This window comes from Pseudomonas sp. ADAK18 (assembly GCF_012935695.1).
Taxonomy (GTDB): Bacteria; Pseudomonadota; Gammaproteobacteria; order Pseudomonadales; family Pseudomonadaceae; genus Aquipseudomonas.
Genome location: NZ_CP052859.1, coordinates 3003162 through 3025089 on the forward strand (window position 1 = coordinate 3003162; position 21928 = coordinate 3025089).

21 protein-coding genes and 1 pseudogene are annotated in these 21928 nt (G+C 60.4%); 9 read left to right on the top strand and 13 right to left on the bottom strand.

Features of this window, described 5'->3' with window-relative positions:
• Positions 1-3: 3 nt before the first annotated feature.
• The 11 genes and pseudogenes from HKK55_RS13390 to HKK55_RS13440 all read right to left on the bottom strand — a co-directional run bounded on the left by HKK55_RS13390 (position 4) and on the right by HKK55_RS13440 (position 9605).
• Positions 4-1344 carry an ABC transporter substrate-binding protein gene (locus tag HKK55_RS13390; protein ID WP_169355125.1) on the bottom strand — a complete coding sequence of 447 codons (1341 nt, stop codon included), beginning with the start codon at positions 1342-1344 and terminating at the stop codon, positions 4-6.
• A gap of 23 nt (positions 1345-1367) precedes the next feature.
• Positions 1368-2417 (bottom strand): branched-chain amino acid ABC transporter permease, encoded by a 1050-nt coding sequence (locus HKK55_RS13395; protein ID WP_169355126.1) that lies wholly within the window; start codon positions 2415-2417, stop codon positions 1368-1370.
• A 4-nt stretch (positions 2418-2421) separates the two neighbouring features.
• A complete protein-coding gene (locus HKK55_RS13400) occupies positions 2422-3303 on the bottom strand; it encodes a branched-chain amino acid ABC transporter permease (RefSeq protein WP_169355127.1) in 882 nt (293 codons plus the stop codon).
• Entirely contained in the window at positions 3300-4073 is a 774-nt protein-coding gene (locus tag HKK55_RS13405) for an ABC transporter ATP-binding protein (RefSeq protein WP_169355128.1), read from the bottom strand. The genes HKK55_RS13400 and HKK55_RS13405 overlap by 4 nt, the downstream gene beginning before the upstream one ends.
• The gene (locus tag HKK55_RS13410; protein ID WP_169355129.1) at positions 4070-5038 is read right to left on the bottom strand and encodes an acyl-CoA synthetase; all 969 of its coding nucleotides are present in this window, start codon (positions 5036-5038) and stop codon (positions 4070-4072) included. Before HKK55_RS13410 ends, HKK55_RS13405 begins: the two co-directional genes overlap by 4 nt.
• 117 nt (positions 5039-5155) lie before the next feature.
• On the bottom strand, positions 5156-6586 hold the full coding sequence (locus HKK55_RS13415) for an LLM class flavin-dependent oxidoreductase (RefSeq protein WP_169355130.1): 1431 nt from the start codon (positions 6584-6586) through the stop codon (positions 5156-5158).
• Positions 6586-6963, bottom strand: coding sequence for an acyl-CoA dehydrogenase (locus tag HKK55_RS13420; RefSeq protein WP_169355131.1), 378 nt, complete (start codon positions 6961-6963; stop codon positions 6586-6588). Before HKK55_RS13420 ends, HKK55_RS13415 begins: the two co-directional genes overlap by 1 nt.
• A gap of 9 nt (positions 6964-6972) precedes the next feature.
• Entirely contained in the window at positions 6973-8169 is a 1197-nt protein-coding gene (locus tag HKK55_RS13425) for an SfnB family sulfur acquisition oxidoreductase (RefSeq protein WP_169355132.1), read from the bottom strand.
• Between the two features lie 155 nt (positions 8170-8324).
• A pseudogene (locus HKK55_RS13430) lies at positions 8325-8408 on the bottom strand (Cro/Cl family transcriptional regulator); the annotation flags it as partial.
• Positions 8409-8481: 73 nt separating this feature from the next.
• Complete coding sequence (locus HKK55_RS13435) at positions 8482-8835, bottom strand: hypothetical protein (RefSeq protein WP_169355133.1); 354 nt, start codon at positions 8833-8835, stop codon at positions 8482-8484.
• Positions 8836-9041: 206 nt separating this feature from the next.
• A complete protein-coding gene (locus tag HKK55_RS13440) occupies positions 9042-9605 on the bottom strand; it encodes a helix-turn-helix domain-containing protein (RefSeq protein ID WP_169355134.1) in 564 nt (187 codons plus the stop codon).
• A 92-nt stretch (positions 9606-9697) separates the two neighbouring features.
• Here HKK55_RS13440 and HKK55_RS13445 point away from each other — a divergent pair, with 92 nt between their 5' ends.
• From HKK55_RS13445 to HKK55_RS13475, 7 genes are all read left to right on the top strand, one after another.
• Positions 9698-10627: a DMT family transporter gene (locus HKK55_RS13445; protein WP_169355135.1), complete on the top strand. Its 930-nt coding sequence runs from the start codon at positions 9698-9700 to the stop codon at positions 10625-10627.
• 113 nt (positions 10628-10740) lie between these two features.
• Positions 10741-13665, top strand: a complete 2925-nt coding sequence (locus tag HKK55_RS13450; protein WP_169355136.1) for a monovalent cation/H+ antiporter subunit A — start codon at positions 10741-10743, stop codon at positions 13663-13665.
• The gene (locus HKK55_RS13455; protein ID WP_003192163.1) at positions 13665-14009 is read left to right on the top strand and encodes a Na+/H+ antiporter subunit C; all 345 of its coding nucleotides are present in this window, start codon (positions 13665-13667) and stop codon (positions 14007-14009) included. Before HKK55_RS13450 ends, HKK55_RS13455 begins: the two co-directional genes overlap by 1 nt.
• Complete coding sequence (locus HKK55_RS13460) at positions 14006-15688, top strand: monovalent cation/H+ antiporter subunit D (RefSeq protein WP_169355137.1); 1683 nt, start codon at positions 14006-14008, stop codon at positions 15686-15688. The genes HKK55_RS13455 and HKK55_RS13460 overlap by 4 nt, the downstream gene beginning before the upstream one ends.
• The gene (locus HKK55_RS13465) at positions 15685-16173 is read left to right on the top strand and encodes a Na+/H+ antiporter subunit E (protein WP_169355138.1); all 489 of its coding nucleotides are present in this window, start codon (positions 15685-15687) and stop codon (positions 16171-16173) included. Before HKK55_RS13460 ends, HKK55_RS13465 begins: the two co-directional genes overlap by 4 nt.
• Positions 16170-16448: a K+/H+ antiporter subunit F gene (locus HKK55_RS13470; protein ID WP_169355139.1), complete on the top strand. Its 279-nt coding sequence runs from the start codon at positions 16170-16172 to the stop codon at positions 16446-16448. The genes HKK55_RS13465 and HKK55_RS13470 overlap by 4 nt, the downstream gene beginning before the upstream one ends.
• Entirely contained in the window at positions 16445-16798 is a 354-nt protein-coding gene (locus tag HKK55_RS13475; protein ID WP_169355140.1) for a Na+/H+ antiporter subunit G, read from the top strand. The genes HKK55_RS13470 and HKK55_RS13475 overlap by 4 nt, the downstream gene beginning before the upstream one ends.
• Positions 16799-17181: 383 nt before the next feature.
• Here HKK55_RS13475 and cysS read toward each other — a convergent pair whose 3' ends face one another.
• Both cysS and HKK55_RS13485 read right to left on the bottom strand, forming a co-directional pair.
• Entirely contained in the window at positions 17182-18570 is a 1389-nt protein-coding gene (gene cysS / locus HKK55_RS13480; protein WP_169355141.1) for a cysteine--tRNA ligase, read from the bottom strand.
• Positions 18571-18591: 21 nt separating this feature from the next.
• Entirely contained in the window at positions 18592-20292 is a 1701-nt protein-coding gene (locus tag HKK55_RS13485; protein WP_169355142.1) for a glutamine--tRNA ligase/YqeY domain fusion protein, read from the bottom strand.
• A 247-nt stretch (positions 20293-20539) separates the two neighbouring features.
• On the opposite strand from HKK55_RS13485, the gene HKK55_RS13490 reads away from it, so the two are divergent.
• Complete coding sequence (locus HKK55_RS13490; protein WP_169355143.1) at positions 20540-21043, top strand: peptidylprolyl isomerase; 504 nt, start codon at positions 20540-20542, stop codon at positions 21041-21043.
• Positions 21040-21789, top strand: coding sequence for a UDP-2,3-diacylglucosamine diphosphatase (lpxH, locus tag HKK55_RS13495; RefSeq protein ID WP_169355144.1), 750 nt, complete (start codon positions 21040-21042; stop codon positions 21787-21789). Before HKK55_RS13490 ends, lpxH begins: the two co-directional genes overlap by 4 nt.
• The last annotated feature ends 139 nt before the right edge of the window (positions 21790-21928 follow it).

Sequence of the window (21928 nt, forward strand, 5' to 3'; positions counted from 1 at the left end):
GGCTTATTCATCCCCAGTGCAGGTGCGCGGCGTCAGGCCTTTTTCCTTGGCGAAGGCGGCGGACTTCTCGTCGATCAGTGGACGCAGCAGTGCACGATCGGCAGCGATCCAGTCGCTGATCAACGTCCAGTTGACGCCATCCCATTGCTGGATCCGCGCGGAGCCGCCGCCTTCATGGTCGCGGCACGAGAGTTTGAGGTTCTGCATCAGGCCCAGATAGCCCATGTCTTTGAGGCGTGCGTCGTCGATGTTCAGGTGCTCCAGGCCCCAGCGCCCTTCTTCGCCATTGAGCGGGCGCTTGCCGAACTTGGCCTGGCCGGTGCGAATCGCTTCCACGGCCACGGCGGCATTCACCAGGCCCGAGTTGTAGTAGACGCTGCCGAAGTTTTTCAGGTCCTTGAGGTCGCTGTGGCCTTTGTCGAGAACGTATTGCTTGAGGCGCTTGTGGATCTCGAAATCGCTGCCCGCCGGGTACGGCGTCAGTGCCAGGTAACCCTTGGCGGCAGCGCCGGCGGGCAATACGTCTTCACTGGAACTGGCCCAGATGTCGCCGATGATATGGTCCACCGGGAAGCCGAAACGCGCGGCGGTCTTGACCGCCACCGGGGTCGATACGCCCCAGGTGCGCAGGAACACCCAGTCCGGATTGGCCTGGCGCACTTGGCGCCATTGCGCCGACTGCTCGTTGCCGGGGTCGGCCACGGGGATCTGGATGTTTTCGAAACCGTACTTCTCGGCCAACAACTTCAGTGGTCCAAGGGTTTCCCGTCCATAGGCAGAGTCGTGGTAGACGGTGGCGATTTTCTTGCCCTTGAGTTTGTCGAACCCGCCTTCGCGCTGGGCGATGTAGTTCACCAGGGTCGAAGCTTCGCTGTAGAAGGTCAGCATCACCGGGAAGTTGTAGGGAAACACCGTACCGTCGGTAGCTTCGGTACGCCCGTAACCGAGGGTGATCAGCGGAATCTTGTCCACCTCGGCCCGCTCGCTCAGGGCATAGGCTGCCGGTGCGCCGTTAGGCTGGTAAACCGCGACCGGCGCGCCGTCCAGGCCATTCTTGAAGCGCTCGTAGCACTCGATGCCCTTCTCCGCCGTCCATTCGGTCTCACACTCCTGCCACACCAACTTGACGCCGTTGATGCCGCCTTCAACCTCGTTGATATAGCGCAGGTAGTCGATCATCCCGGCCCACACCTGCACGCCGCTGGAGGCATAAGCACCGACACGGTAAGTGGCCAATGGAATGAATTGTTGGTCAGGCGAAGCCAGAGCCTGCGGGACTGCACCCGCCAATGCCGCCAGCGCGAAAGCGGCGCCGGCCAGGGAACGTTTCAAGGATGCACGCATGGAGATTCTCTTAAAGGACGGATTCAGAAACGCAGCGGCCATTGGCGCAGCCGTTCACGCAGGTTGTGCAACAGGCGAATCAAGCCCTCGGGTTCCTTGATCAGGAACACGATGATCAACACGCCAAAGATGATTTTTTGCAGGTTCTGCAACTGCCCGGCGTCCACCGAGCCACCGAACAACGCTTGCCCGGCATGGCTGAGAAAGATCGGCAGCAAACTGATGAAAGCCGCGCCGACGAAGTTGCCGGCAATGCTGCCCATGCCGCCGATAATGATGATGAACAGGATCTGGAACGAGCGATTGATATCGAAGCTGCTGGCGCTCGCGGTGCCCAGATAAGCGAACGCCCACAACGCGCCGGCAATCCCCAGGTAGAACGAGCTGACGGCAAATGCCAGGCGCTTGTAGCGCACCACCGGAATGCCGACCACGGCGGCGGCGGTGTCCATGTCACGGATCGCCATCCAGTTGCGCCCCACCTGGCTGCGCACCAGGTTCACAGCGGTCCAGGTCAACAGCAACACGGTGACCAAGGTCAGCAGATAGCGACCCACCGGCGTGTTGAGGTCATGACCGAACAACGAAAGCTTCGGTGCGGAAATGGTCCCGGAGGAACCGTAGTTGTAGAACCAGGGGAATTTGACGAACAGCCATTCCAGGAAAAACTGCGCCGCCAGGGTGGTGACCATCAGGTAGAAGCCCTTGATCCGAGAACTGGGCAAGCCGAATACCAGCCCCACCAGCGCACTGATAATCCCGCCGCCCAGTAGCGCTACCGGCAAGCCCAACTCCGGCAGGCGCAGCAGGAAACCGTACGTGGCAAACGCGCCAACCGCCATGAAGCCCGCCGCGCCGACCGACGTCTGGCCGGTGTAGCCGGTCAACAGGTTCAAACCCAGCCCGGCCAGTGACAGCACCAGAAACGGAATCAAAATCGCGTTGAGCCAATAGTCATTGCCCCACAACGGCACAACGATGAAGGCCAGCGCCAACAGCCCAATCAGGCCCCAGGGCAAGTGTCGCTGAATCAACAACAATGGAGCAGTTTCATGGGCAACAGGGATCGACATGCTTTCAGACTCGCTCAATGGCGCGCTCGCCGAACAGGCCGGCGGGACGGATATACAGGAAGGCCAGGGCCAGGACATACGCGAACCACGGTGTGATGCCGCCACCGATCAGCGGGCCGATGTACACCTCGGCGAGGTTCTCCGCCGCGCCAACGATCAGCCCGCCGACAATCGCCCCGCCAATCGAGGTAAAGCCGCCGATGATCAACACCGGCAACGCCTTGAGCACCACCAGCGACAGGGAAAACTGCACGCCTTGGCGCGCGCCCCAGAGCAAGCCGGCCACCAGCCCGACGATGCCCGCCACCGCCCAGACGATCTGCCAGATCCGGTTGAGATTGATGCCGATAGACAACGCCGCCGTGGTGTCATCCGCCACCGCCCGCAGGGACACGCCAATGCGGGTCTTGTTGAACAGCAACGCCAGCACCGTCACCAACACCACGGCGGCCGCTGCGGCAATCAGGTCGAACTGGCTGAGCATCAGTGGCCCGAGAAACAGCGGCACGTCGTCAATGCCCAGATCCAGGGCACGCACCTGTGAGCCCATCAAGCCTTGGGCCAGGCCTTCGATGATGAAGGACAGGCCAAGGGTGGCCATGAACAAGGTGATCTGCGAGCGGTTCACCAACGGACGTAATACAAGCCGTTCGATGAGCAAGGCGCCGACGATCATCACGATTACCGTCAGCAACAAGGCCAGGGCAAACGGCACGCCTTGATCGTGCAGGCTGACGAACGTCAGGGCGGCGAACAGCAGCATTGAGCCCTGGGCAAAGTTGAACACGCCGCTGGCCTTGTAGATCAGCACAAAACCGATGGCGACCAGCGAATACATGGTGCCCGCGAGCAGGCCACCGAGCAGGGTTTCGAAAAAGAACGTCATGGGTTGACCACTCCCAGATAGGCCGCGATGACGTCGGGGTTGGCCTGCACTTGTGTCGGCGTACCGTCACCCACCTTGCGTCCGTAATCGAGCACCACCACGTGATCCGACAGGCCCATTACCACGCCCATGTCGTGTTCGATCAGAACGACGGTGGTGCCGATGTCGCGATTCACGTCGGCCACGAAGCGCGCCATTTCCTGTTTTTCCTCGGCGTTCATGCCGGCCATGGGTTCGTCCAGCAGCAACAGGCTCGGGCCGGCAATCAACGCTCGCCCCAGTTCCACGCGCTTTTGCAGGCCGTATGAAAGATTGCCCACCAGCACCTCACGGTGAGCCTGCAGTTCGAGGAAATCGAGAATGCCCTGGGCCCGCTGGCGGAAGGCTTCAGCCTCGCGCCGTGCCCTGGGCAAACCCAGGGCCTGTTCGATGAAGGTGCTGCGGGTATGCCGGGACAGGCCAGTCAGGATGTTGTCGATCACGCTCATCTTCTTGAACAAGGCGTTGTTCTGAAATGTGCGCCCAATGCCTCGGCGCGCCGCACCCAACGGGTCGATGCGGTGGAAATGCTGCTGCTCGAACACGATCTCGCCAGCATCGAATCGGTACACACCATTGAGCACGTTGAGCAATGAGCTTTTGCCGGCACCGTTGGGGCCGATCAGCGCGCAGATCTCACCGCGCTGCACGTCAAAGGACAAGGCGTTGATAGCCTTGACCCCCTTGAAGGACAGGGAGATGTCGCGCACCTGGAGAATGGCTTCGCTCATGCGATATCCCGTTTGAATTCGACCAGCCATTGCGGCTCGGCGCTGCTCTGCCGGGTAGCCGGGGCCTGCCAGATGTACTGCAAACGCTGGAACCCCAGCAGCCGCCGTACACGATTTTTGATCAGCCGACGCAGGCCGCTGTGTGGATGGGCGATGGCCCACTCGGACAACCGACGGCGCCAGGTGCCGGCCGGCGCCAGGCGGCTTTCGATCTCATCGGCCAGGTGCTGCAAACGCGCAGGCGACAGCAGCAAGCCGGTGGGTGCGACTTCGCTGCGATCGCGCCGGGCCGAGCCGCGACTTTCCGGGAAGGCCAGGTTCTGACCGCTGCTCAGCCATTGCTCCAGCACCACGGCCAGGCCGCCTTGCCAGTGGGTGCCCTCTTCGCTCCATAACGCGGTTTCACCGCCGGGCTGCCACCAACGATTCAGGCGTCGAGCAGGGTCCACGGGGCCAAGCAATTGGGCGAACGCCAGTACCCCGTTCCCAGACGCTGCCCGCTCGGTGATCAACCTCTGAGGTGCGGCGCTGCTACCGGCCACCGCCAGCCAGTGCTGCACCTGCTGACGGCCCTGAACGTAGGCGTGAGTCGGGCGCAGGCGCCACAGCAGTTTGTGCAGCGTGGTGGGTTCCAAGTCATCGGCCAGGGTCAGGGTCTGCCCGCCGATGGACTGGGCGGCCAGGGCCAGCAGCAATAGATTGGGTTCGAAGGCACCGCTCAAAGCCAATCGCGATTGCTCGGTAAAACCCTGCTGACGCAAGCCATCGGCCAGACGTTCGACATCGCGCAGGGCGTCGATCCAGCGCCAGGCATACCACTGGCCATGACGCTTGTGGCGCAATGCGGTGTGCAGCGGGCTGACCTGTGCCCAGTGATGCAATTGCTCCAGGGCCTTGGGCAAGCCCGTGACCCATTCGGCAGGCCATTCCACATCCAGCGCACGGTTGAGTGTGTGCACGCTCATAGGGGTGATGCTCCTATTGGTGGGTAAGCGTGCGGTGGTCCGCTGGCTGGGATTATCGAATCGACACAGCTCAAAATGTGGGAGCGGGCTTGCTCGCGAATGCGGTGGATCAGTCACCTAATTTATTGACTGGCACACCGCTTTCGCGAGCAAGCCCGCTCCCACATTTGAACCGTGTAGGGCCTTGAGGTCGCGATAGCCGGCGCCCGGATGGTTCTGCGGCAACCGCGCCCCTTCCCCGAACAATTTCTCGCGCAGCGTGCCCTGGGCGTACTCAGTCTTGTACACCCCGCGCTTCTGCAACTCGGGCACCAGCAAGTCCACAGCGTCAATGAAGGTCTCGTGGGTCAACGCGTACGCCAGGTTGAAGCCATCGACATCCGTCTCCTCAACCCACTCCTGCAACAGGTCCGCCACCGTCTCTGGCCCGCCGACAAACAACGGTCCAAAGCCACCAATCCCCACCCAGTCCGCCAACTCATTGGGCGTCCAGACCTTGTTCGGGTCCGCGGTGGAAAATGCCTCCACCGCCGATTGAATGGCGTTGGTGTGCACATGCTTGAGCGGTTCGTCCGGCTTGAACTGGCTGAAATCGATACCGGTCCAGCCAGAAATCAGCGCCATCGCGCCTTCGTAGCTGACGTAGGATTTGTATTCCTCGAACTTGGCTTTCGCCTTGGCATCGGTTTCGCCGACGATCACCGTCTGCAGGTTGAAGATCAGGATTTTCTTCGGGTCACGCCCCGCTTCTGCTGCCCGCCGGCGGATGTCGGCAACGGTCTTTTTCAGCAGCACTTTCGACGGCGCGGCGACGAACACGCATTCGGCCTGTTCGGCGGCGAATTGCTTGCCACGGCTGGAAGCCCCGGCCTGGTACAGCACCGGCGTGCGTTGTGGCGACGGCTCGCAGAGGTGAATGCCGGGCACCTGGAAGTGTTTGCCGACGTGGCGGATCTCATGGATTTTGCTCGGGTCACTGAAAATCCGCCGCTCGCGGTCCCGCAGTACGGCGCCCTCTTCCCAGCTGCCTTCCCAGAGCTTGTAGCAAACCTCCAGGTATTCCTCGGCGTAGTCATAGCGTGCGTCGTGTTCGGTCTGGGCCTTTTGGCCGAGGTTCTTGGCGCCGCTTTCCAGATAGGAGGTAACGATGTTCCAGCCGACGCGGCCCTTGGTCAGGTGGTCCAGGGTCGAGAGGCGTCGGGCGAACGGGTACGGATGCTCAAAGGACAGCGACGCCGTAAGGCCAAAACCCAGATGCTCAGTGACCAACGCCATCGGCGCGATCAGCGACAAAGGATCGTTGACCGGCACCTGCGCGGCCTGGCGAATCGCGGCATCACCGTTGCCGTTGTACACGTCGTAGATGCCCAGCACGTCGGCGATAAACAAGCCGTCGAACTTGCCGCGCTCAAGGATCTTCGCCAGGTCGGTCCAGTATTCCAGGTCTTTGTACTGCCACGAGCGATCCCGTGGATGAGCCCACAAGCCCGGTGACTGATGGCCGACGCAGTTCATGTCGAAGGCATTCAAGCGGATTTCACGGGGCATCAAACATTACTCCTAGGAGCGATACCGTTGAGGCGGTAGTTGCCGACAATCTGGTATTTCCAGCGCAATGGGTCATCCAGCGTGGACGGCAGCGCAGTGCGCTGGCCGGTCAATTCAAATTCGGCGTTGCTGGCAGCGATCAAGGCTTCGGCGCTGGCGATCTGGGCTTCGGTAAAGGCGATCTGTGTTTCGATGGGGCTTTGGCCTTTGAGCGTTTCAGCGCGTTCGAACAGTGCGGCGGCGACGCCGATGCGAATCTGCAAGTCGCCAAAACGACTGATCACATAGGGATCGTCGCTGTGTTGAACAAAGCGCAAGGTGCTTTCCAGTAGATGGCGGGCCTGCTGCAAGGCATCCGGTTGGGTCAGTGCGTTCATCGAAGCTCCTCAGTTCCAGGCGTGGCGCGCCGGCTTGACGCCGTTGAGCAGGAAATTGCCGATCAGGTGGTACTTCCAGCGGGCGGGGTCATGCAGGGTGTGGGTACGGGCGTTGCGCCAGTGACGGTCGAGGTTGTGTTTGCCGAGCACAGAACGGGTACCGGCCAACTCGAACAACTTGCTACCGGCGAGCAAGGCAATCTCGGTGGAGAGGACCTTGGCCTGGGCGACAATCAGCGAGGCGTTGGCCACTGTGTCTTCATTGGGCTCTTCCAGAGCCAGGTCGACCGCGCGGCCCGCCTTGGCGAGGATGGCTTCGGCACCGTGGACCCGCCATTCCAGGTCGCCAATGGCGGCAATGGTGAACGGGTCTTGCCAGCCGTGATCCTGCTGGCTGTCGATCCATGGCCGGGACTGGCGGGCGTAAGTCTTGGCTGCTTCAAGGGCGCCAATGGCGATGCCCGTGTCCACAGCGGCCTGGATGATTTGCGAAATCGGGCCGTCGGCGGTGGGCTGGTCATACGCCTTGTGGGCCGGGATCACCGCGTCCAACGGGACCTTGACCGCGTTAAGGGTGACACCGCCGCTGGCCGTGGTGCGCTGGCCGAAACCGTCCCAACTGTCGATCACCGTCAGGCCGGGATTGTCGCGCTCGATAAAGGAAATGAATGCCTGGTTTTCCTCGTTGACCGCCACCGTCGGCACGATATGGGCGAACAACGCACCGGTGCAGTAGAACTTCTCGCCATCGATCTGCGCGCTGTCGCCGTCAAAACGAATGCGCGTTTCGAAGGCGGCGGCGGTTTTGCTCTTGGCTTCGGAGAAGGCGTTGCCGAAGCGATAGCCTTGCAACACCTTGGCGAAGTAATGCTGCTTCTGCGCTTCGCTGGCGGTTTGTACAAGGATGTCCACCACGCCCAGATGGTTCTGCGGGATTTGCCCCAGGGACGGGTCGGCGGCGGAGATCAACTTGATCACCTCGGCCACCGTCACATAGGACACCTCGGCGCCGCCATAAGCCTTGGGAACCGTAATGCCCCACAAGCCGCTGGCGGAGAACTCGTCCAGTTCGGCTATCGGCAGGCGGCGCTCACGGTCGCGCACGCTGGCGTCGACGGCGAAGCGTTTGGCCAATTCGGTGGCAACGCTGATGGCTTCGGCGTCCGAGCGGATGATGTGGGCAAGGTGTAGGGGTTGGGCTGACATGGGCCGACTCCGGGCTTCAGAGAGATACCGGAGCAATTGCAGGAGTCGTGCCTGAATTTAATGCTCAATAAAGTCAGTGAGTTACATAAGTATCAGCGAAATATTTGTAGCTTCAAAACCAGCAAAGTGTTCAACCACTGTTGCGCTATCAACAGTCAGATCACCACGTTTCGTACAAACCTCACCGCAATATCACCTTCATTGCGATAGCTGTGAGGCTGGTGGCTGGCGAAGATGAAATGGATATTCAACCTTCGAACATCTGGACACATGTACTACACCAATCGAAGGTCGATAGTTGTGTCAGATGGACTATGGCGCTGGAAATCCTTCAACAGTGTAAATCCTTTCCTCGGACTCAAATAAAACTTCGCCCCCTTGTTGCACAATAAAAGAAACCTTTACATTCGTACTTTTAAGTACGTGCTCATTTATCGCTGCCTCGTACTTAGTGTGTAGTTCCTTAATATCCTGAGAGACAAACAAAGTGCCGTAACCCTCTATTCGACATACTACACGCTGTCCTAGAGCAATACCTGGGTAGCTATGGACAACAATCCTCCCTTTACGACCTTCTACCTCGCCAAACTTGATAACTCCATTATGTGAAGGTGTAACTGTTGGCGCTGGAAGCGCTTCCTTAGGTGAAATATATATATCGTGCATGACGTTTCCCTCAGAGTAGTAGTTAAGCAGTTCAATCCTGGCACTAGTACCCAGTTGGCAGCACCGCCTCGAAATGAAATCTTCTTAACTCAATCCGAACAGTCATGCCATAAGAACTGCATATTCAGGATGCGCCTGAAATCTAAAAAACATAAGCTGTAAGAAGTCACAGTTGACAAGAAGAAAACCCTAAGAAATAGCCGAACTTAAATCACTCCGTTTCGTACAAACCTCACCGCAATGTCGCCCTCGTTGTGATAGCTGTGGGGCTGGTTGCTGGCGAACATATAGAATTCGCCGGCGTTGATCTGCCGCGTTTCATCCCCCACTACCAGGGTCAGGCAGCCTTCGAAAACGTACACCTGTACACTCCAGCCCTCCAGGTCCGTTTCCGCGCAATAGCGATCACTGGGCTCCAGCCGCCATTCCCACAACTCGACTTCTCGACGAGCGCTGGCCTTGGCCAGCAACACCGCTTTGCTGCCATCGATTTCACCGGCCCAGGCCAGTTCGTTGATGCGACTGTGGTCGCGCACGTCCGGAGCCTGGATCAGGTCGCTGAAGGCCACGTCCAACGCTTCGGCGACACGGTCAAGAGTAGACAGGCTGACGTTCTTTTCACCCGCCTCGATGGCCACTAGCATCCGCCGACTGACGCCGGACTTTTCGGACAACGCGGTCTGGCTCAGTTCGGCGGCATGGCGCAAGCGGCGAACGTTCTGGCTGACGTGTTGCAGGACCGAGGCCCGTTGCGGATTTTCTTTGTGCACTATATTGCTCACAGGGTGGGGTTGCGCAGTATACTGCCCAGCTGCGACGCATTGTGCGTTCCACGCCCTTCCTGTGCAAGACCAGAGCCGCCATGACCACCTCGACTTCCTCCCCGCGTTTCTCCCGTTTCAGCAAAGCCGAGTGCGTGCTGGTGGTGATCACCATGATCTGGGGCGGCACCTTTCTGCTGGTGCAGCACGCCATGACCGTCAGCGGACCGATGTTTTTTGTCGGCCTGCGGTTTGCCGCTGCAGCCTTGATGGTTGGCCTGTTCTCGTTTCGCACCTTACGTGACTTGACCCTGTTCGAACTGAAGGCCGGATGCTTTATCGGGGTGGCGATCATGTTCGGTTATGGCCTGCAAACCATCGGTTTACAGACCATCCTCAGCAGCCAGTCGGCGTTTATCACCGCGTTGTATGTGCCTTTTGTGCCGCTGTTGCAGTGGCTGGTGCTGGGCCGTCGGCCGGGGTTGATGCCAAGCATTGGCATCATGCTGGCTTTCGCCGGATTGATGCTGTTGACCGGCCCTGCCGGCGCGTCGTTGAATTTCAGCCCCGGTGAAATCGCCACTTTGATCGGCGCGATTGCGATTGCCGCCGAGATCATCTTGATCAGCGCCTATGCCGGGCAAGTGGATGTACGCCGGGTGACCGTGGTGCAACTGGCCACCGCCTCGGTGCTGTCGTTCCTGCTGGTGGTGCCCATGGGTGAGGCGCTGCCGGGGTTATCCTGGTTGCTGCTGTTCAGTGCCGTGGGCCTGGGGCTGACCAGTGCGGTGATCCAGGTGGCGATGAACTGGGCGCAGAAAAGCGTCTCGCCGACCCGCGCGACCTTGATCTATGCCGGGGAGCCTGTGTGGGCCGGCGTGGTCGGGCGGATTGCCGGCGAACGTTTCCCGCCGATTGCCATGGTGGGAGCGGCGCTGATTGTGCTGGCGGTGATTGTCAGTGAGATGAAGACGCGGGGGCGCAAAGCCGCCGAGTTGAACGAGGAGTTGGAACAAGAGCGCCAGAGCTGAGTGCTAAATCGACTTTTTCAGCTTAGCTTGTAGGATCCTGCCACAGGTTGCCGTTTGGTGATCCGGAATCCGGCACGTATGATGCATCCCAAACTCCCGCAGATTAGAAGCCTATGTCCCTGATAGTTCTACTGCTTCTGCCTTTTATCGGCAGCTGTCTAGCGGCCTTGTTGCCGCACAACGCACGTAACACTGAGTCCCTGCTGGCTGGCCTCGTTGCCCTGGCTGGCACCGTACAAGTCGCTTTGCTCTACCCCCAGATCGCCCACGGTGGCGTGATTCGCGAAGAATTCATGTGGTTGCCCAGCCTGGGCCTGAACTTCGTGCTGCGCATGGACGGTTTTGCCTGGCTGTTCTCGATGCTCGTCCTGGGCATTGGCACGCTGGTGTCGCTGTACGCCCGTTATTACATGTCGCCGGAAGACCCGGTGCCGCGGTTCTTCGCGTTTTTCCTGGCGTTCATGGGCGCGATGCTCGGCCTGGTGATCTCCGGCAACCTGATCCAGATCGTGTTCTTCTGGGAACTGACCAGCCTGTTCTCGTTCCTGTTGATCGGCTATTGGCACCACCGCGCCGATGCCCGGCGTGGCGCTTATATGGCGCTGATGGTCACCGGCGCAGGCGGCTTGTGCCTGCTGGCGGGGGTGATGCTGCTGGGGCATATCGTCGGTAGCTATGACCTCGACCTGGTGTTGGCTGCTGGCGACCAAATCCGCGCCCACTCCCTGTACCCGATCATGTTGGCGCTGGTGCTGATTGGCGCCCTGAGCAAAAGCGCGCAATTCCCCTTCCACTTCTGGCTGCCCCACGCCATGGCCGCACCGACACCGGTGTCGGCCTACCTGCACTCGGCGACGATGGTGAAGGCCGGCGTGTTCCTGCTGGCCCGCCTGTGGCCGTCGCTGTCCGGTAGCGAAGAATGGTTCTGGATCGTTGGCGGTGCCGGCGCCGTTACCTTATTGCTCGGCGCTTATTGCGCCATGTTCCAGAACGATCTCAAGGGCCTGCTGGCCTATTCCACCATCAGCCACCTCGGCCTGATCACCTTATTGCTGGGCCTCAACAGCCCGCTGGCCGCAGTTGCCGCCGTCTTCCACATCCTCAACCACGCGACCTTCAAGGCCTCGCTGTTCATGGCGGCGGGGATTATCGACCACGAAAGTGGCACCCGCGATATTCGTAAACTCAGCGGCCTGTTCAAGCTGATTCCGTTTACCGCCACCCTGGCCATGGTCGCCAGTGCGTCTATGGCCGGCGTACCGTTGCTTAACGGCTTCCTCTCCAAGGAAATGTTCTTCGCCGAGACGGTATTCATCTCCGCCACCGCCTGGGTAGAAATCGCCCTGCCGGTGATCGCCACCATCGCCGGGACCTTCAGCGTCGCCTATGCCCTGCGTTTTACCGTGGATGTGTTCTTCGGCCCCAAAGCCACCAACCTGCCGCACACCCCGCACGAACCGCCACGCTGGATGCGCGCGCCGGTGGAGTTGCTGGTGTTTACCTGTTTACTGGTGGGGATCTTCCCGGCCCAGGTGGTCGGTTCGATCCTCGCGGCCGCTGCGCTGCCTGTAGTCGGCGGCGTACTGCCCGAATACAGCCTGGCCATCTGGCACGGCTGGAACGCGCCGATGATCATGAGCCTGGTGGCCATGTCCGGCGGCGTCTTGCTCTACCTGCTGCTGCGCAAGCAACTCAAGCGGGGCCGCTTCAAATACCCGCCGATCATCAGTTACTTCAACGGCAAGCGCGGGTTCGAGCGCACGCTGGTGGTGATGATGCGTGGGGTACGCAAGCTCGAAAAACGCATCAGCACCAAGCGCCTGCAAACCCAGCTGTTCCTGCTGGTGCTGGCCGCAGTGATCGCCGGTTTGATCCCGATGCTGCACAGCGGTATCAGTTGGGGCGACCGACCGAAGATCCCGGGCTCCATCGTCTTCGTGACCCTGTGGCTGCTGGCGATTGCCTGCGCCCTGGGTGCCGCCTGGCAAGCCAAGTACCACCGACTCGCCGCCCTGACCATGGTCAGCGTCTGCGGGATGATGACGTGCGTCACCTTCGTCTGGTTCTCCGCACCGGACCTGGCCCTGACCCAATTGGTGGTGGAAGTGGTGACCACCGTGCTGATCCTGCTGGGCCTGCGCTGGCTGCCACGGCGGATCGAAGACGTCTCGCCACTGCCTAGCTCAGTGCCCAAGGCACGCATCCGTCGTCTGCGGGACTTACTGCTGTCCACCGTGGTCGGTGGCGGCATGGCGTTGCTGTCCTACGCGATGCTGACCCGCCAGACCCCCAACGATATCTCCTCCTTCTACTTGAGCCGCGCCCTGCCCGAAGGCGGCGGCAGCAATGTGGTGAACGTGATGCTGGTGGACTTCCGGGGCTTCGACACCCTGGGGGAAATCACCGTGTTGGGCGCCGTGGCCCTCACGGTCTACGCCCTGCTGCGACGTTTCCGCCCTTCCAAAGAAAGCATGCAATTGCCCGCGCAACAGCGCCAACTGGCACCGGACGTGGCCACCGACCTGGTCAACCCGCGCCAGGCCAGCGACACCGCCCTGGGCTTCATGATGGTGCCTGCGGTGCTGGTGCGCCTGCTGCTGCCGATTGCCCTGGTGGTGTCGTTCTACCTGTTCATGCGTGGCCACAACCAGCCGGGCGGTGGTTTTGTCGCCGGCCTGGTGATGTCCGTAGCGTTCATCTTGCAATACATGGTTGCCGGCACCCAGTGGGTCGAGGCGCAGATGAGCCTGCGACCAATGCGCTGGATGGGCTTCGGCTTGCTGTCAGCGACCCTGACCGGGCTCGGCGCGCTGTTCGTGGGGTATCCATTCCTCACCACCCACACGCTGCACTTCAGCCTGCCGGTGCTGGGCGACATCCATATCGCCAGCGCGTTGTTCTTCGACGTTGGCGTGTACGCCGTGGTGGTCGGCGCAACCCTGCTGATACTCACCGCCCTGGGTCACCAATCGGTGCGTGCCCATAAACCCAGCAACCAGGCGAAAGCCGCTGCCACGCCTAAAGGAGCTGCTGCCTGATGGAAGAAGTCATCGCAATTGCCATTGGGGTCCTGGCGGCCTCCGGCGTCTGGCTGATCCTGCGGCCACGGACGTTCCAGGTGGTGATGGGCCTGTGCCTGTTGTCCTACGGGGTCAACCTGTTCATTTTCAGCATGGGCAGCCTGTTTATCGGCAAGGAGCCGATCATCAAGGACGGCGTGCCGCAAGACCTGCTCAACTACACCGATCCCCTGCCCCAGGCTCTGGTGCTGACGGCGATCGTGATCAGCTTCGCCATGACCGCGTTGTTCCTTGTAGTACTGCTGGCATCTCGGGGCTTGACCGGCACTGACCACGTGGACGGTCGGGAGCCTAAAGAATGACCTGGATGAATCAACTGATCATCGCGCCGATCCTGCTGCCGCTGCTGACCGCCGGGCTGATGCTGATGCTGGGCGAGAAACACCGTCCGCTCAAGGCACGGATCAACCTGTTCTCCAGCATGATCGGCCTCGGCATCGCCGTGCTGTTGTTGTACTGGACTCAGAAAGGCGGCCCCGGCTCCATCGGCGTGTACCTGCCGGGCAACTGGCAGGTGCCGTTCGGCATCGTGCTGGTGGTGGACCAACTGTCCGCATTGATGCTGGTGCTCACCGGGATCATCGGTGTCAGCGCCCTGTTGTTCGCCATGGCCCGCTGGGACCGCGCCGGCACCAGCTTCCATGCGCTATTCCAGATCCAGATGATGGGGCTGTATGGCGCCTTCCTCACCGCCGACCTGTTCAACCTGTTCGTGTTCTTCGAGGTGCTGCTGGCCGCGTCCTACGGCCTGATGCTCCACGGTTCCGGACGGGCGCGAGTGTCGGCGGGCCTGCATTACATCTCGATCAACCTGCTGGCCTCGTCGTTGTTCCTGATTGGCGCAGCGCTGATCTACGGTGTCACCGGTACCCTGAACTTCGCCGACCTGGCGCTGAAAATCCCGCTGGTACCAGAGGCCGATCGCGGCCTGCTGCATGCCGGCGCGGCGATTCTCGCGGTCGCGTTCCTGGCCAAGGCCGGGATGTGGCCGCTGAACTTCTGGCTGGCGCCCGCCTACTCCGCGGCCAGCGCGCCGGTGGCGGCGATGTTCGCGATCATGACCAAGGTTGGCGTGTACACCGTGCTGCGCCTGTGGACGCTGCTGTTCTCCGGGCAAGCAGGCGCCTCGGCGTACTTTGGTGGCGACTGGCTGATCTACGGCGGCATGGCGACCATCATCTGCGCCGCCCTGGCAATGATCGCCGCACAACGCCTGGAACGCATGGCCAGCCTGAGCATCCTGGTATCCGCCGGGATCCTGCTGTCAGCGGTGGGGTTTGCCCAGCCCAGCCTGATCGCCGGGGCGCTGTTCTATCTTGTCAGCTCGACATTGGCCTTGAGCGCGCTGTTCCTGCTGGCAGAACTGATCGAGCGCTCACGCTCGGCCAACGATGCGCCGCTGGAAGAAGAAATCGAATCCTTGCCACCCGCCATGGAGTCGCTGCATCCACCTCCCGGCACCAACCTCGACGACGAACAGAAAGCCGTGGTCGGCCAGGTGATTCCCTGGACCGTGGCCTTCCTCGGTTTGAGCTTTATTGCCTGCGCCCTGCTGATTATCGGTATGCCGCCGTTGTCCGGATTTATCGGCAAACTCAGCCTGCTTAGCGCCCTGATCAACCCATTGGGCTTGGGCAATGCCGTTGACGAGCCGATCCGTCCCGCCGCCTGGGGCTTGGTTGCGCTGTTGATCTTCTCTGGTCTGGCCTCGCTGATCGCCTTCGCCCGCCTCGGCATCCAGCGCTTCTGGACCCCTTCAGTGCGCCCGTCGCCGCTGTTGCGCCGTTTCGAGTGCGTACCGATCTTCTTCCTGCTCGGCCTGAGTATCGCCCTGACCTTCAAGGCTGAAGCGCTGATGCGCTACACCCAGGCCGCCGCCGACAGCCTGAACAACCCGGAGCACTACGTGATGGCCGTCATGGCCACCCGTCCGGTGCCGAGCCCTGAAGCCCAGGCCGCAGCAGCGGAGGTACAGCCATGAAGCGCCTGTTCCCTGCCCCGTGGTTATCCCTGGCGCTGTGGTTGTTGTGGCTGGTGCTGAACCTGTCCATCAGCCCCGGTAACCTGTTGCTCGGCGCGATCCTCGGCTTCGCCGCACCGCTGATGATGGCCCCACTGCGCCCACTGCCGATCCGCATTCGCCGCCCTGGAGTGATCATTCGTCTGTTCTTCCTGGTGGGCCGCGACGTGATCATCTCCAACCTGCACGTGGCCTGGGGCGTACTGACCTGCGGCTCGCGTCCACCGCGCTCGCGCTTTATCAAAATCCCCCTGGACCTGCGCGATGCCAATGGCCTGGCCGTGCTGGCGATGATCACCAGCGTGACCCCCGGCACCGTCTGGTCGGAACTGGCCCTGGACCGCAGCATCCTGCTGCTGCACGTATTCGACCTGGATGACGAAGCGCAATTTATCCAGCACTTCAAGCACGCCTACGAACGGCCCCTGATGGAGATCTTCGAATGAGCGCCCTGCTCTCCAATGCGATCCTGCTCAGCCTGTTCCTGTTCTCCCTGGCCATGGTCCTGACCCTGTTCCGCCTGTTCAAAGGCCCCTCGGCCCAGGACCGGGTACTGGCGCTGGACTACCTGTACATCCTGGCGATGCTGATGATGCTGGTGCTGGGCATTCGGTATGCCAGTGACACCTACTTTGAAGCGGCGCTGCTGATTGCGCTGTTCGGCTTTGTCGGCTCGTTTGCCCTGGCCAAATTCCTGCTGCGTGGGGAGGTAATCGAATGATGCCGTTATGGGTTGAAGTAATCGTGGCCGTGTTGCTGGTACTCAGCAGCATATTCGCGCTGATTGGCGCGATTGGGTTACTGCGCATGAAGGACTTCTTCCAGCGCATGCACCCGCCGGCGCTGGCCTCGACGCTGGGAGCCTGGAGCGTGGCGCTCGCGTCGATCATCTATTTTTCGGTACTCAAGGGCAGCCCGGTGCTGCATGGTTGGTTGATTCCGATCCTGCTGTCGATCACCGTGCCGGTGACCACCTTGCTGCTGGCGCGCACGGCGTTGTTCCGTAAGCGCATGGCGGGGGATGATGTACCAGCGGAAGTGAGCAGTCGCCGCAGCGAGAAAGGCAGCTAACCCCCCTCTCCCACCGTAGCAGCGGTCGAGTAGAACGAGGCCGCGTTCGAGGACGAAGTCCTCGTAAACCCGGTGCACGCGGTTAACCTGAAACATCGAGCGGTAGGGTTTTACGGCTGCTTCGCAGCCGAACGCGGCCTCGTTCTACTCGACCGCTGCTACGGGATGTCAAATACCTTGAGCCTGTAGATTTGTTCGACGCATAACCCCCCATGAAGACCGCTGAAAATATCTGCAAAGCGCCACATTACCGAAAGCGATCTCACAGGTGCCAAAGGTGAGGTCAACGACGGATGGAACGCCATGTCAGCCGACATCGATGCCTGAATAAAAATGCAAAAAAAGCCCCGAACCAGTCGGGGCTTTTTTCATTCAGCGGGCAATCAAGCCTGATCAGCCAACCGCCACGTCGTCCCACCCTTCCCGTCTTCCAACACCACGCCCATGGCGGTGAGTTGGTCGCGGATACGGTCGGATTCCGCCCAGTCCTTGTTGGCACGCGCCGTCAGACGCGCCTGAATCAGTGCATCCACCTCAGCTGCATCTACGCGCCCTTCAGCGCCGGCTTGCAGGAAGTCATCGGCTTCCATTTGCAGGACGCCCAAGACACTGGCCAGCTCTTTCAAGCGAGCAGCAAGCCCAGCCGCTGCATCGAGATCGCTCTCACGCAGACGGTTGATTTCACGCACCATTTCGAACAGCACCGCGCAGGCTTCCGGCGTACCGAAGTCATCGTTCATGACTTGGGTAAAGCGTTCGACGAACGCTTCGCCACCCGCAGGCGCAACAACCGGCAGGCCTTTCAACGCGTGGTAGAACCGCTCCAGCGCGCCTTTGGCGTCCTTGAGGTTGTCTTCCGAGTAATTGATCGCGCTGCGGTAGTGGCTCGACACCAGCAGGTAACGCACCACTTCCGGGTGGTACTTTTCCAGCACGTCGCGGATGGTGAAGAAGTTGTTCAAGGACTTGGACATCTTCTCGCCATTGATGCGAATCATGCCGCAGTGCATCCACGCGTTGGCGTAGGTCTTGCCGGTGGCCGCTTCGCTTTGGGCGATTTCGTTTTCGTGGTGCGGGAATTCCAGGTCGCTGCCGCCGCCATGAATATCGAAGGTATCGCCCAGGCAGCAGGTGGACATCACCGAGCATTCGATGTGCCAGCCCGGACGGCCCGCGCCCCATGGTGACTCCCAGCTCGGCTCACCGGGCTTGGTGCCTTTCCACAGGACGAAGTCCAGCGGGTCTTGCTTGGCTTCGTCGACTTCGATGCGTGCGCCGATGCGCAGGTCTTCGATTTTCTTGCGCGACAGCTTGCCGTAGCCCATGAACTTGGCGACGCGGTAGTACACGTCGCCATTGCCCGGGGCGTAGGCGTAACCCTTGTCGATCAGGGTCTGGATCATCGCGTGCATGCCAGGGATATGGTCCGTGGCGCGCGGCTCCATGTCCGGCTTGAGGATGTTGAGGCGCGCCTCGTCCTCGTGCATAGCAGCGATCATGCGTTCGGTCAGCACATCAAACGGCTCGCCGTTTTCCTTGGCACGATTGATGATCTTGTCGTCGATGTCGGTGATGTTGCGCACATACGTCAAGTCATAGCCGCTGAAACGCAACCAGCGGGTCACCAGGTCAAAGGCAACCATGCTGCGGCCGTGGCCAATGTGGCAGTAGTCGTACACGGTCATCCCGCACACGTACATGCGCACCTTGTTGCCATCCAGCGGCTTGAAGACTTCTTTGGTCTTGCTGAGTGTGTTGTAGATCGTTAACACGACGAATCCCTTAAGACTTGATCACTGGCCCCACGAATCACGCAAGGTCACGGTACGGTTGAATACCGGAGCACCGGGTTTCGAGTCCTTGATATCCGCGCAGAAGTAACCTTCGCGCTCGAACTGGAAACGGTCTTCCGGCTGTGCATTGCCAAGCGATGGCTCAGCACGACAACCCGTGAGAACTTGCAGCGAGTCAGGGTTGATGTTGTCCAGGAAACTGGCGCTGTCTTCGGCCTTCTCAGGGTTGGCCGAACGGAACAGACGATCGTACAGGCGCACTTCGCACTCGACGCTGACCGCAGCCGGCACCCAATGCACCACGCCTTTGACCTTGCGGCCTTCAGGGTTCTTGCCCAGGGTGTCCGGGTCGTAGGAGCAACGCAGTTCGACGATGTTGCCATCAGCGTCCTTGATTGCTTCGTCGGCACGGATCACGTAGCTGCCGCGCAGGCGCACTTCGCCGTTCGGTTCCAGGCGTTTGTAGCCTTTTGGCGGCTCTTCCATGAAGTCATCGTGGTCGATGTAGATTTCACGGGCGAACGGCAGCTTACGCACGCCCAGTTCTTCTTTCTGCGGATGACGCGGCAGTTCGAGGTTTTCGACCTGGTCTTCCGGATAGTTGGTGATCACCACCTTCAACGGACGCAGCACGCACATGGCGCGCGGGGCGTTCTGGTCCAGATCCTGACGGATGCTGAACTCAAGCATGCCGAAATCGACCACACCGTCGGAACGGTTGGTGCCGACCATGTCGCAGAAACTGCGGATCGATGCCGGGGTGTAGCCGCGACGGCGGAAGCCCGACAGCGTCGACATGCGTGGGTCGTCCCAGCCGAACACGTGCTTTTCATCCACCAGTTGCTTGAGCTTGCGCTTGCTGGTGATGGTGTAGTTCAGGTTCAGACGGCTGAATTCGTACTGACGCGGGTGAGCCGGTACCGGCAGGCTGTCGAGGAACCAGTCATACAGCGGACGGTGGCTTTCGAACTCCAGGGTGCAGATGGAGTGGGTAATGCCTTCAATGGCATCCGACTGACCGTGGGTGAAGTCATAGTTCGGGTAGATGCACCACTTGTCGCCAGTCTGGTGGTGATGGGCATGGCGGATGCGGTACATGATCGGGTCGCGCAGGTTCATGTTCGGCGAGGCCATGTCGATCTTGGCCCGCAATACGCGCTCGCCGTCCTTGAATTCGCCGGCTTTCATGCGGGCGAACCAGTCCAGATTCTCTTCTACCGAACGGTCACGGAACGGGCTGTTCTTGCCAGGCTCGGTCAGCGTGCCACGGTATTCCTTGGCTTGCGCAGGAGTCAGGTCGTCGACATAGGCCTTGCCGGCCTTGATCAGCTCGACGGCCCAGTCGAACAACTGGTCGAAATACTTCGAGGCATAGCGCACTTCACCGGACCATTCAAAGCCCAGCCACTTGATGTCGCTTTCGATGGCGTCGATGTATTCCTGGTCTTCCTTGGCCGGGTTGGTATCGTCGAAACGCAGGTGCGTGACGCCACCGAACTCCTGGGCCAGGCCGAAGTTCACACAGATCGACTTGGCGTGACCGATGTGCAGGTAGCCGTTAGGCTCTGGCGGGAAGCGGGTAACGATCTGCGTGTGCTTGCCCGAATCCAGGTCCGCCTGGATGATCGGGCGCAGGAAATTGACCGGAACGGCAGGTCCGGCCTTGGAATTCGAGGTAGGGTCGACAGTGGGCTTGCTCATAAGATCCTTGAACAGACGAGTACGTGGCCTGGGCAGGCCAGATAAAACAAAGGCGTTATCATAGCCGATGCTGTCAAGCACCTGACAGCGCGTGGTCAAAAACTGCTGCATTTATTGCATGGGCGGTAAAAAACCACCTCGAAATTCCTGCAGGTCACGCTAAACTGCGCGCCTTGGCTGCGGTTTTGCCAAGCAGGTAAGGCGCCAAAGCGCCCAAACCCACGAATTCCTTGAAAGAGTAGCGAACATGACTCAAGTCAAACTGACCACCAACCACGGTGACATCGTCATCGAGTTGAACGCCGAGAAAGCGCCGATCACCGTCGCCAACTTCATCGAGTACGTTAAAGCCGGCCACTACGAAAACACTGTTTTCCACCGTGTGATCGGTAACTTCATGGTCCAGGGCGGCGGTTTCGAGCCAGGCATGAAAGAAAAGAAAGACAAGCGTCCAAGCATCCAGAACGAAGCGGACAACGGCCTTTCCAACGACAAGTACACCGTCGCCATGGCCCGTACCATGGAGCCGCATTCGGCCTCCGCGCAGTTCTTCATCAACGTGGCCGACAACAGCTTCCTGAACCACAGCGGCAAGAACGTGCAGGGTTGGGGTTACGCGGTATTCGGCAAAGTGACTGCCGGCACTGACATTGTCGACAAGATCAAAGGCGTACAGACCACCAGCAAGGCCGGTCACCAGGACGTCCCGGTAGACGACGTGATCGTCGAGAAAGCCGAGATCGTTGAGTGATATTGCTGATTTCAGATTTGCATCTGGAAGAGGAGCGCCCGGATATTACCCGGGCGTTTCTGGATTTACTGAACGGCCGCGCCCGTTCCGCCCAGGCGTTGTACATTCTGGGGGACTTCTTCGAAGCCTGGATTGGCGACGATGGGATGACGCCCTTCCAGCGCTCGATTTGCGAGGCTCTGCGCGAGCTGAGCGATAGCGGCACCCAGATTTTCATCATGCATGGCAATCGGGATTTCCTGATCGGCAAGGCGTTCTGCAAAGCCGCAGGCGCTACCTTGCTCAAGGACCCGTGTGTGGTGCAGCTCGCAGGCGAGCCCGTGCTATTGATGCACGGCGATAGCCTGTGTACCCGCGACGTCGGCTATATGAAGCTGCGGCGCATCCTGCGTAACCCCATCACCCTGTTTATCCTGCGCCACCTGCCCTTGCGTACCCGGCACAAGCTGGCGCGCAAACTGCGCAGCGAAAGCAGTGCACAGGTGCGGATGAAGGCCAACGACATTGTCGATGTGACACCTGAGGAAGTGCCGCGGGTGATGCAGGAATTTGGCGTGCGGACCCTGGTGCATGGGCACACCCATCGGCCGGCTATTCATAAGTTGCAGATTGGTGATCAAGCGGCCAAGCGCATTGTCCTGGGGGATTGGGACAAGCAGGGTTGGGCGTTGCAGGTGGATGAGCAAGGGTTTCAGTTGGCGGCGTTTGACTTCGTCAATCCGCAGTTGGCCTTGCCTGGAAACTGAATGTTCCGTTGTGGCGAGCGGGCTTGCCCGCGTTGGGCTGCGAAGCAGCCCCAGTAAGATCACCGCATTCTTTCAGTTGGACCGGCGACAGGATTTAGGGCTGCTGCGCAGCCCAACGCGGGCAAGCCCGCTCGCCACA